This window comes from Kitasatospora sp. NPDC101155 (assembly GCF_044768305.1).
GTDB lineage: Bacteria > Actinomycetota > Actinomycetes > Streptomycetales > Streptomycetaceae > Kitasatospora.
This window is the reverse complement of the sequence record NZ_JBIWPN010000042.1, coordinates 1-10,588: the sequence shown is the minus strand read 5'-3', so window position 1 is coordinate 10,588 and position 10,588 is coordinate 1. Positions and strand designations below refer to the sequence as shown.

The window sequence follows — 10,588 nt, the reverse complement described above, 5'->3', positions numbered from 1 at the left end:
CAGGTGACAACTAACGTGTCCCGGCACACCTCCCGAGCACACGGCGCAGCCGCCCCGGCGCGGGTTGCCTCTGCGGTTGCTTCTGGAGGTTGCTACTGCCGGTTGCTACTCGGGCTTGCTACTTGAGGTTGCTACTCGGGCTTGCCCCAGACGGCGCCGCCGGAAGCGGAGTTCGCGCAGCTCAGCGGCCTTTTGTCCATAGGTCGCCGGGCGCCGACTACTTCTCCCAGGACACCTCGGCGGGTGCTGGGTGAAGTCCGAGCACCGGAGCCGTCGAAGAAGAGGACGAGTAGAAGAGTCGGCGCGCAGAGCAGGAGCGGAGACAAGATCCCGGCCACCTGATGCTGCGCGCCGACGGCGTGACGGGTAGTCCGCTGCGCGGCGGCCCGGCGGCCCCGCTTCGCGACGCCACCGGCCGGAGGAGGAAGCGGGCGGGAGGGGGAGGGGTGGAGGGACGATGTTGTTCTCCCGGGCGCGGCCGGCCGTTACCTTGATGGCCTCCCCGGGGCTCGCGCCGATTCCTTGATGGTCTCCCCAGGCCCTCCCGCCGATTCCTTGATGCCCGCCCCCGGTGCCCGGTGGATTCCTTGATGGCCCGCCCCCGGGATCGGGGCAGGCCATCAAGGAATCGGCGCCGCTGCCGTCAGCGCCCGCTGCCGGTGAGCTTCCACCAGGGCATGGCATCGGCGTCCGGATCGACCAGGGGCCACCAGACCGCGCCGTCGTACCCCTCGGTCTCCAGGTCCTCCAGCCGGGCGGCGCCAGCCGGCACGGTGGCGAGCATCCTGGCGACATGCCGGTCGCGGGCGTGGAGGTGGAGCTGGTCGACCCGGTTGAAGAACCCGGTCTCGCCGGTGCCGGTGAGGACGAACAGCAGCCTGGGGAAGTGCACGTAGCGGCGTTCCCACAGCGGCACGCCGCCGTCCTGCGCCTCGATGGTGCCGGACCGTACTCCGGCCGGCAGTGGCGCGGTGGCCCAGTAGCGGGCGTAGGCGTTGAGTTTGGCGGCCAGCCGGGGCCCGCCCATGGTGCCGCGGTCGACTTCGACGAACGCCAGGTTGGTGACGCGGGCGCCGTCCGCGCCGGTGCGGCTGTAGTAGAGCAGGCCGTCCGGGCGCACCGTGCCCTCGCGGCCCTCGGCGAAGCGGTGGGTGATCTCCGGGATGAAGTCGAACGGCCCGTAGCGGTCACCGCGCCTGCGGGCGTCGGCGAGGAACGCCAGGTGTGTGCGTACGACGGCGAGCTGGTGCCACAGGGTGTACTTGAAGGCGCTCTTGTCGCCGGGCGTCCTCGGGGCGGGGATGTCCGCCAGCTCGGGGAAGGCGCCGGCGACCCTGGTCCCGTGCTCGGTCAGGTACCAGCCCCTGGTCCGCCCGGACTGGGGCAGGACCAGTTCCTCGGCCAGGCCCTCGTCGCGCAGGCGCCGCAGTCGGCCGCGCATCTTCTCGATGCCCGCGTCCGGGGCGGTCAGCCGGCGCAGCTGCTCGGCGGTGGCGATCCGGAACTGGAACAGCGCGGCCATGACGGCCCAGGTGATCTCCACCTCCCGCACCTCGCTGTCCGGCTCCGCCCCGGTCCTCGCCCTGGACTTCGTCCTGGCGCCGTCATCCTTCGTCATCGCAGAGGTTCCCTCCGGCCGAGCGCGGAGCCGGATGCTCCACACGGTCGCCGAAGGCAACCCCGCGAACCTTGGCGGATACCTTGGTGAACAGCCCCCCTGGCCGCAACGATCACGTAACGGCCGCCACCAAGGTTGGTGCCGCGAACAGCACCAACCTTGGTGGACTCCTTGATGGTCCGCCCCGGACACCTTGATGCCTGGGACGGGCACCTTGATGACGGCCCCAGAATCTCTTGATGGCCGGGGCGGGCACCTTGATGCCGCCCCCGCCCGCCGCTGCGCCCTACAGCTCCCAGGCCCCGCGCAGGGGCCGTGTGTGGTCGGTGAGGGTGTGCCAGACCGCCGCGCTGGTGCCGTGCTGCTCGAGGTCGGCCAGGCGGGCTGCGCCGGCCTTCACGGTCATCAGCATCCGGGCGACGAGCGGGTGGGCGTCGGCGATGCCCTGGAGGTCGCGGATGCGCTGCCGGGCGGCGCGCTCGCCGGTGTCGGCCAGGACGAACAGCAGCCGCGGGAAGACCACGTAGTGCTGCTGCCAGGCCGGCAGGACGCTCTGCGCGCCGACGGTGCGCCGCAGGTGCGGCGGGATCGGGTGGTGCTCGCGGAAGCGGGCGTAGCCGATCAGCTTGGCGGCGAGCTTCTCGCTGGCCATGGTGCCGCGGTCCACCTCGACGAACGCCCGGCACAGCATCCGGCCAGGGCCGCCGGTCGCATAGTGCAGCAGGCCGTCGGGGATGATGGCGCCCTCCCGGCCTTCGCCGTAGCGGTGGTAGACCTCTGGCAGGAAGTCCAGCGGTCGGCACTCGTCCCCGTCCTTGCGGGCGCCGGCGACGAAGGCGGCCTGGGTGCGGGTGACGGCCAGGGATGTGTCCGACCCGCAGCCGCGCCTCGGTCTTGTCCTCGGGCAGCGGCGGGGAGGCCACGTTCTCCAGCTCGGGGAAGCGGGTGGCGATCCGCGCGCCCCGCTCGGTCAGGTACCAGGCCCGCAGCCGTCCGGCCTGCGGGAGGACGACGTCCTCGACCAGGCCCTCGCCCTTCAGCTTGCGCAGCCGGCGGCGCATCAGCTCCGGCTGGCTGTCTGGGGTGTGCAGGATGCGCAGCTGCTCGGCCGTGGCCATCCGGAACTGGTACAGCGCGGCAACCACGGCGTGGTCGATCTCGGGCGGCGTCGCCATCACGGGCTCCTCAAAGGTCGGGGCCCGCCGCCCCGGTGGCGGCGAGCACCCGTAGGTAAGCCCGCGGTTCTCACCGGATTTCTTACCAAGATCGGCCGATCCGGTCACGATCCGACAACGGGTGTTCTAACCGGTGCGACAACCGGTGGTGTGAACCGGTGCGTGAACCGGAGGCCGCTCCCTCTCGCCGGATCGCCCTGTTTTCGGATGAAAGCGCAGGTCAGGAGGCGTGGTGAGTGGCCGTCAAGGCGAAACTCACCACCCCGACAACCCTCTCCTTCCCCTTCCTGTCCTTGGCTTTGTGGGTGGTGGTTGGCTGGTTGGGTGGGGCGGTGGCGGTGAGGGTTCGTTGCGCCTGCGGCGGGCTTTTCTTCTCTCGCGTCCGGCTGGTGCCGGCCGCTCGCGGTGGGGCGGGGGCCGGGGCGCGCGGGCGGCCCCGGAAGGCCGCCAAGCCGCCCCGCCGGACCTGGCAGCCGTGTTCCTCGGACACGGCGGGCAGAGACGGCCCGGGACGCTTCTCGGCGGGCGCCGGGCCCGGCCGGGGTCAGCGCCCGCCGAGCCTGAGCCCGCCGAGCCGCTCCGGCTGCTCGGCGGCTTGGTGTGCGCGTTCTCCGGTGGCGTCGTCAGATCGCCCTGGCTCCGCCATGTGCTCTGCCGGGCCCTGTCGCGCCCCCTGTCGCGTTGGGGGCTGTCGTGTCCTGTGACCTGGGCGGATGGGCGCTCACCCCGTGCGAGGTCTGGGCGCGACAGCCAGGTGCGACAGGTTCTTGGAGGCGGCCGCCGACCGGGCGGCGCCGATGCCCGATCCATCCCGCTTTAATTGCTTTCATGCTGGTATGGCGGCAGGGCGTGGAAAGTTGTCCACAGGTGAAGTGGGGTCAGATCTCAAGTACAGCCCGGACGAGAAGATCTGACACCAAATGACCGCTATCAACGCAATCGTGCGACATCGCCGCCCCGAGGACATGCCCGCCTGGGGCCTCCACGTCGAGGAGCGCGTGGGCTGGCCGGTGGCGGAGCGCTCCGCGGAGCTCGTCGGCCTGGCCATGGCCGGGCGCCTGGACCTGACGGTGCCCGTGGACGAGTTCGATGCGCTGGCGCTGCGCGTGCTGAGCCAGGAGTACGCGCCCGAGTGCGCGATCACCCTGGCGGTGGAGCACTGGCTCGCCCTGCACATCGACGCCGACCCGAACCAGAGGGACCTGTTCTTCTCCGGCGCGGAGTACACCATGGACCGCGTGGACCAGCAGAACCACTCGCTGTTCACACAACAGCGGGCGTGGCTGCGCCGCCAGGAGCCACAGCGCAGCCCGGCGCTGGTGGCGACCGGAGTGGTGGTGTGCGGCTGCCGGGTCCGCTTCGAGGCGATCACCTCCACCGGCGAGCTCTACACGCACTCCCGCCAGTGGATGCGCGACGACCCCGAGTTCAACGAAGGCGCGGAGGAGGAGGCCATCGAGCAGGGCCTGCAGAGCTGTGCGGACTGCCCGGCGGGGTGCGTGGCTACGGTGGCCTACGTCGACTGCCCGTCGTGCGCCGGCTGGAGGGACACGACCGCCGGGTGAGCACGGCTGCCGCGCTCCCGCTGCTGCCCGCGCCCCGTGTCGTGTGACAGCGAACTTGGACGGCGTGCCACTGAAGTTGGACCGAACGCAGTTCGTGACAGCGAAGTTGATCACTGCTGGTCAGGGGCCGACGCGGTCGTACGTCGGACTCTCGGGCCCGTCCTCCTGCTAATTGGACGGCCTGTCCGAAGTCGGTGCGGGGATCACCGCCGGCGCGCTGTCCGGCCTCCGGCGGCGGGTGCACAACCCGGGCGCGCTGCTCCGACCTGGTGCGGTCCAACTTCGCTGGCAGGAACTGCGTTCGGTCCAACTTCAGTGACACGCCGTCCAGCTCCGCTGTCACAGGTCACCTGTGCACCCCGGCCGCCGACTGCAACGCGGGGTGCAACGCGGGTGTAACGCAGAACCTGCGTTACACCCCTGACCCGCACGGATATCCCGCCACTGGTGCAACACGGGGGTGTAACGCAGTCCGCGTCACACCCGCGATCCGTGCAACCGCCCCGGCTGGACGGACGGATCACCGCCGGCCGGGGCCGGCGCCTGCCTGCTGGGTGGCCGGGGTGTCCTGGCTCCTGCCCGAGCGCGGCGCCAGATCGGCCCGTCCCCGCCGGCGGCCTGCTGCCGCTGTCGCGTCCCCGGGCGCAGGCTGTCGCGTGGGGTGCTGTCGTGTGCTGTGACCTGCGTGGATGGGTGCTTTCCCCGGGTGTGGTAGGGGCGCGACAGCTGGATGCGACACGGGCGTAGCTGTCGGGTGGGCGCGGTAGCCGCGCGGCCGGTTCGCCGGCCTGGCTCCGCCCGGTCTGCGGCAGCTGCCCCGTGCGCCCCGGGCGCGACCTGGGACAAGGTCGCGCCCGGCTGAGTCGTCTACTTCTCGTAGGTGCGTCTCCACCGTGTTTGGTGCTGGCGGTCGCCTTGTCCGGCTCCGTTGATCTGGGGGAAGGAGAGCAGGCTGGCGCCGTTGTTCCACAGGCCGAGCAGGTCGCGGTGCAGGGCCCAGATGCCGTGCTCGATGCACAGGTTCTGGGCGGGACGGGTGAACCGGGAGGTGGTGACGAACACGGCGACCTGGGCTCGATGATGCTGTAGCGCGCCCATCATGTCGCGGATCTCCCGGGCGGGGATCGCGTTGCCCGGCGCGTATCTCTTGCACTGCACGATCATGGTCCGGCCGTCGGGCAGGACGCCCTTGATGTCGGCGCCGTTGTCGCCGGCCCCGCCGACCCGTTCCACCTGGGTGCAGCCGTCCCGTCGGCACAGGCCAGCCACGAAGCCCTCGAACTCGGTGCCGGTCATCCGGTCGACCTCGGCCAGCGTGCGGTGCCCAGCCGCGACGGCGTCCAGCGCCCGCCACCGCCGGTCCTCGGCCCGGGCAGCACGGTCCTTGCGCCACAGCGTCCAGCCGCCCACCAGGGCGCCCGAGACCGCCAGCGCGACCACGACGTACACCCACACCAGGTGCCAGAACATCACCAGCAGCACGGCAGCGACCAACCCACCGATCCCGAACATCTTCAGTCTGGCCGCCCGCCGCCTGGCCGTCGCCGACCTGCGCTTCCTTCCCACCATCGCCCCCTCGCGTCCATCGAATCCACCTCGGCTTGCCTCCCCCACCGGCAGCCGGGACGAACGCTGCAGAGGCCCTCGACTGAGAAGGCATCCGCAATCCGCTTGCGGTGTATGACGCTTCGCTGTTCAAGGGCCTGCCATGACATGCCACCGGTAGTAGGCCGTTCGGGCTAAGGTGAACGGTCGTCAGGGAGTTGACTCGCGCAGGGGGACGGGTATGGATCCGGAGCTGACCGCGCTGGCGGCCACCGCGGCGACCACCGTGGTCCAGTTGCTGGCCACCGAGAGCTGGGAGAAGGCCAAGAGCGCCGTCGGATGGTTGTGGGGCAAGGTGCACCCGGAGCGGGCCGCGGCCGTGGTGGCCGAACTGGAGGAGACCCGCGGCGAGGTGCTGACGGCTCGGGAGAGCGGCGACGAGCAGGCGGAGCAGGAGCTGATCGGTGACTGGCGCCGCCGGCTGGCCAGGCTGCTGCGTGAGGGCGATCCGCAGCTCGCCGACGAGCTGCGCCGCCTGCTGGACGAGCTGGCCCCGCACCTGCCCGAGACCGGGAGCGGGTCCGGTGGCACTACGGTGAACGTGAACGCATCCGACAACGCCCGGGCGTACGTGGCCGGGCGCGACCTGCACATCACCGAGCGATGAGCGAGGACGAACCGCAGGTTCACCTGCAGGTGAACGCCTCCGACGACGCCCGGGCGTACGTGGCCGGGCGCGACCTGCACATGCACCTGAGCGACGGTGTGCACGGCACCCGGAAGGTCGAGCCGGGCGGCGAGCCGGTGACCGAGTGCCCGTACCCGGGCATGACGGCTTTCGACACCGAGCAGGCCCGGTGGTTCTTCGGCCGGGAGCGGGAGATCGCCGACCTCCTGGTCCGACTGGACGAACGCCGCACCACCGGCAGGCCGTTGCTGGTGCTGGGCGCCTCCGGCGCGGGCAAGTCCTCGCTGCTGCGGGCAGGCCTGCTGCCCGCGCTCGCCGAGGGCCGGTTACCCGCGCCGGGGTCGGCCGAATGGCCGCGGGTGGTGTTCACCCCCACCGCCCATCCGATGGCCGAGGCGCGCCGCCGGCTGGCGGAGCCGTCGGACGGAGGCCGCACGATCGTTCTGGTCGACCAGCTGGAGGAACTCTTCACGCTCGCTCAGGACGACCGGGAGCGGCGCGAATTCCTGGACCTGCTAGCCGGGTTGGCCGAGGCGGGCGCGCTGGTGGGCTACGGCCTGCGCGGCGACTTCTACGCCCGGGCCGCCGAATACCCCCAGCTGCGTGCCGCCCTGGAGGACCGGCCGATCATCGTCCGGCCGCTGACCGAGCAGGGCCTACGCGAGGCGGTCCTCTTCCCCGCCCGGTCGGTCGGGCTGGAGGTCGAACCCGGCCTGGTCGAGCTGCTGTTGCAGGATCTCGGCGGCACCGCCGACGGCGAGTACGAGGCGGGCCGACTCCCGCTGCTCGCGCACGCGCTGCGCGCCACTTGGCAGTTACGCCACGGCCACACGCTGACCGTCCAGGCGTACCGGGACGCTGGCGGCATCGAGAACTCGGTGGCCACCACGGCGGACGGCGTGTACCTGGGCCTCGACGAGCCCGGGCGGCGAGCGGCCCGGTCGATGCTGCTGCGCCTGGTGAGACTCGGCGACGACACCGATGACACCCGCCGCCGGATCGCCCGGGAGGACCTGCTCCGTGATATCCCGCACCCCGACATCCTTGACGCCCTGATCCGGGGCCGACTGCTCGCCCAGCGGGACGAGACCGTCGAGATCACCCACGAGGCGCTGCTGCGCGCCTGGCCCCGCCTGCGCGACTGGATCACCGAGGACCGCCCGGGCCTGCTGGCCCACCAACGGCTCGCCGAGGCGACCGAGGCATGGCTATGGGACGACCGCAGCCGGGCCGGCCTGTTGCGTGGCCAACGTCTGGCGAGCACCCGCAAATGGGCCGAACAACCCGACCATCGGCCCGAACTCACGGAGGAGGAGCAGGAGTTCCTGGCCGCCGGCATCCGGTTAGCCCGGCTGCGCCGATTCGGTCTCGGCGCCGCCGCGCTCACCGCGATCCTGGGCCTGGTCGCCGGACTGATCGCCGTCCAGCAGAGCCGGGCCGCCGCGCACCGCGCGGCCCAGATCGCCTCCGCCCAACTCGCCGACGAGGCCGGCAAGGTGCGCGACGTCGACCCCGGGATGGCGCTTCGACTCAGCCTGGCCGCCTTCCACACCGCCCCCACCAAGGGCGCTCGCGATCAGCTGTACGCCTCGGCCGAGGCCCCTTACCCGGTCGCGCTGGACGACCCCGCCGCAACGGAACACAAGCCGGGGGCCGTGGTGAGCCTCGCCTTCAGTGCGGACGGGAAGACGCTCGCCGGCTCCGACAATAGCCACCAGGTGCGGCTGTGGGACGTCCTCGACCAGCACCACCCGACCTACGCGGGCGCCTTCTCCACCGACGGCACCGCCGCCCTCGCCTTCGCCCCGAGCGGCCGCCTGCTCGCGGTGCACGGCAAGGACTCGCTCCAACTGTACGACGTCGCCGACACCCACCACCCGACGCTGCTCAGCAGCACGCCCGATCAGACCGGGGTCGCGTACGACCTGGCCTTCAGCCCGGACGGGCGCACCCTCGCCACCGGCGCCGACGGCGGAGCCGCGCAGCTGTGGAACATCACCGATCCGGCGGGCCCCGCCCCACTCGCCACCCTCCAGGCCGATTTTCAGGACGTCACCGGAGTGGCCTTCCACCCCGGCGGCCGACTGCTGGCCGCCGCGAGCAACGGCGGCACGGTCCGACTCTGGGACCTGACAGGCGCCCACCCGAGCGTGCTGTCGACGCTCCCGGTCAAGAGCGCTTGGACGGTGGCCTTCCACCCGGCCGGAAACCTGTTGCTGACCACCGGTACGTACGGGGAGATCAACTACTTCGACCTCACGGACCCGAGCCACCCGGGGTCGGCGCAGCCCCTCGATCCGTCGGACGGCAGCGATGACTACTTCTCCTCGGCGGTGAGTGCCAATGGCCGGACCTTCGCGACGGTGGGCACAGGCGGCTCGGTGAAGCTGTTCAAGTTCGATCAGCACCCGCAGCCGTCCTCGATGCTCACCCCGGGCCCATATGTACGCCCCGGTTCGGTCGCCACCCGGGCCGTCGCGTTCCAGTCGGACAACCAGACCGTGGCCACCGGGGACGACCACGGGCAGCTACGGATCTGGACCACCCCGGCGGCGCGAATTCCGCAGAGCCTGGATACCTTCGGACCCGGATCGGTGTTCGGCCTCGCCGGGCGAATCCTCGTCACCCATGACCCGGACAACGGGTATCAGCTCTGGGACATCGGCGATCAGCGCCGCCCGCACCTCGCGGCGTCTCTCCCCAAAGCCTGGACGAGCGTCTCCTTCCTCGACGACGATCACACCTTGCTGACCCTCGGCGACAAGCAACCGGTCGCGCTGTGGGACGCGAGCGACCCGACAAAACCGGTCCTCGATGCCACAGTCCCCTCACCCGGCCCAGCCGATCCCACCTCCGTGCCGCTGGCAGTCGCGAGCACCGAGAGCAACCTGCTCGCGCTCTCGAACGGCCTGGACACGATCGAACTCTGGGACATCTCCGACCGGCACCGGCCGCAGCGCATCTCGACGGTGCCGAGGCCCGGCCGGTTCGACGGTCTCGGCCTGCAGCAGCACGGCCGTGTACTGGTCGCCTTCGACGAATCCACGCCCGTTCAGCTCTGGAGCCTCACCGACTCGCGCCACCCGGACGGACCGCATGCACTGCCCGACAGCAGGGGCGCGTGGGGCGTGGCGAGCACTTCGCGGCACCAGATGTTCGTCCAGGAACAGGGGCGGAACGTACTGGTGTACGACGTGCCCGACGCCAGGAACCCGGTGCGGAAGTTCACCGTGACGGCGGCGGCGGACTCTGCAGCCGCCGTCGACGACGGCCGCTATTTGGCGATAGCGGCCGGCGACGACAACTCCCTCACCTTCTGGGATCTCAGCCGTCCCGGCAGGCAGGTCGGTCGGATCGCCATCCAGGGCAAGCCGCTCGACATCCCCGTCAGCGACGATGGCCGGCTGCTCGGGATCGCCGGGACTCTCACCGACAAAGTCCAGGTCTGGAACGTGGCCGCCCCGGGCAGGGTGACCGCCGACGACGCTGTCACGCTGCCCAATCAGTCCGACCTCGCGTTCGGCCCGGACAACGGCCTGATCGCCACCGACGTGTCCGCCTCCGCATTCGGCTACGGTGTGCGCCTCTGGTATGCCGACCCCAATCGGATGTACCAGGACCTCTGCGCCGAGCTCGGCCAACTCCCGCCCCCGCCCGACTGGTCGAAGTACACCAGCCACCTCACGTACAGCGCCCCCTGTGGCTAGTACTGCAACCGCATGTGGAGTGTGTGGCCTCGGCGTTTGTAGTCATCCCGAGCCCTTGCGGTCCCGCCTGAGGTCGGGAAAATCGGGGGTGGCGCCCGTCCGGAGGACGTCGACGCCACTCGTCAAGAGCTGGGCGGCTGCAGGACGTACTGACTACTACGGCACGCTGAGCGAGTCGCTGAGAGAGGCGGGCTTCTCGGTACTGAGCTTCCCCCGCTGTGCGGGAGGTGTTGATTACCTGGTCAGGATGGGTGTGGGTGGTTCGATGGCCACCGGTTCGGCCGTCGCTT

Annotated in this window: 6 protein-coding genes and 1 pseudogene; 3 read left to right on the top strand and 4 right to left on the bottom strand. The window is 71.1% G+C overall.

Annotated elements, in window-relative coordinates; all coding sequences use genetic code 11:
- Window positions 1-643: 643 nt before the first annotated feature.
- The 3 genes and pseudogenes from ACIRYZ_RS36550 to ACIRYZ_RS36540 all read right to left on the bottom strand — a co-directional run.
- On the bottom strand, window positions 644-1,618 hold the full coding sequence (locus ACIRYZ_RS36550; RefSeq protein WP_402952628.1) for a replication-relaxation family protein: 975 nt from the start codon (window positions 1,616-1,618) through the stop codon (window positions 644-646).
- A gap of 286 nt (window positions 1,619-1,904) precedes the next feature.
- On the bottom strand, window positions 1,905-2,480 hold the full coding sequence (locus ACIRYZ_RS36545; RefSeq protein WP_402952701.1) for a replication-relaxation family protein: 576 nt from the start codon (window positions 2,478-2,480) through the stop codon (window positions 1,905-1,907).
- A gap of 76 nt (window positions 2,481-2,556) precedes the next feature.
- Window positions 2,557-2,793: pseudogene (locus ACIRYZ_RS36540) on the bottom strand (replication-relaxation family protein); the annotation flags it as partial.
- A 941-nt stretch (window positions 2,794-3,734) separates the two neighbouring features.
- Here ACIRYZ_RS36540 and ACIRYZ_RS36535 point away from each other — a divergent pair.
- Complete coding sequence (locus ACIRYZ_RS36535; protein ID WP_402952626.1) at window positions 3,735-4,358, top strand: hypothetical protein; 624 nt, start codon at window positions 3,735-3,737, stop codon at window positions 4,356-4,358.
- 867 nt (window positions 4,359-5,225) lie between these two features.
- Here ACIRYZ_RS36535 and ACIRYZ_RS36530 read toward each other — a convergent pair.
- On the bottom strand, window positions 5,226-5,870 hold the full coding sequence (locus tag ACIRYZ_RS36530; RefSeq protein ID WP_402952625.1) for a restriction endonuclease: 645 nt from the start codon (window positions 5,868-5,870) through the stop codon (window positions 5,226-5,228).
- Window positions 5,871-6,144: 274 nt separating this feature from the next.
- On the opposite strand from ACIRYZ_RS36530, the gene ACIRYZ_RS36525 reads away from it, so the two are divergent.
- Together ACIRYZ_RS36525 and ACIRYZ_RS36520 are read left to right on the top strand one after the other, a co-directional pair.
- Window positions 6,145-6,570: a hypothetical protein gene (locus ACIRYZ_RS36525; RefSeq protein ID WP_360433835.1), complete on the top strand. Its 426-nt coding sequence runs from the start codon at window positions 6,145-6,147 to the stop codon at window positions 6,568-6,570.
- Window positions 6,567-10,298, top strand: coding sequence for a hypothetical protein (locus tag ACIRYZ_RS36520; RefSeq protein WP_402952623.1), 3,732 nt, complete (start codon window positions 6,567-6,569; stop codon window positions 10,296-10,298). Before ACIRYZ_RS36525 ends, ACIRYZ_RS36520 begins: the two co-directional genes overlap by 4 nt.
- Window positions 10,299-10,588 lie beyond the last annotated feature (290 nt).

What these genes read in the sequence shown, in the direction of transcription:
- ACIRYZ_RS36550 (WP_402952628.1), bottom strand. Translation starts at nt 1,618, where the DNA reads ATGACGAAGGATGACGGCGCCAGGACGAAGTCCAGGGCGAGGACCGGG.
- ACIRYZ_RS36530 (WP_402952625.1), bottom strand. Translation starts at nt 5,870, where the DNA reads ATGTTCGGGATCGGTGGGTTGGTCGCTGCCGTGCTGCTGGTGATGTTC.
- ACIRYZ_RS36525 (WP_360433835.1), top strand. Translation starts at nt 6,145, where the DNA reads ATGGATCCGGAGCTGACCGCGCTGGCGGCCACCGCGGCGACCACCGTG.
- ACIRYZ_RS36520 (WP_402952623.1), top strand. Translation starts at nt 6,567, where the DNA reads ATGAGCGAGGACGAACCGCAGGTTCACCTGCAGGTGAACGCCTCCGAC.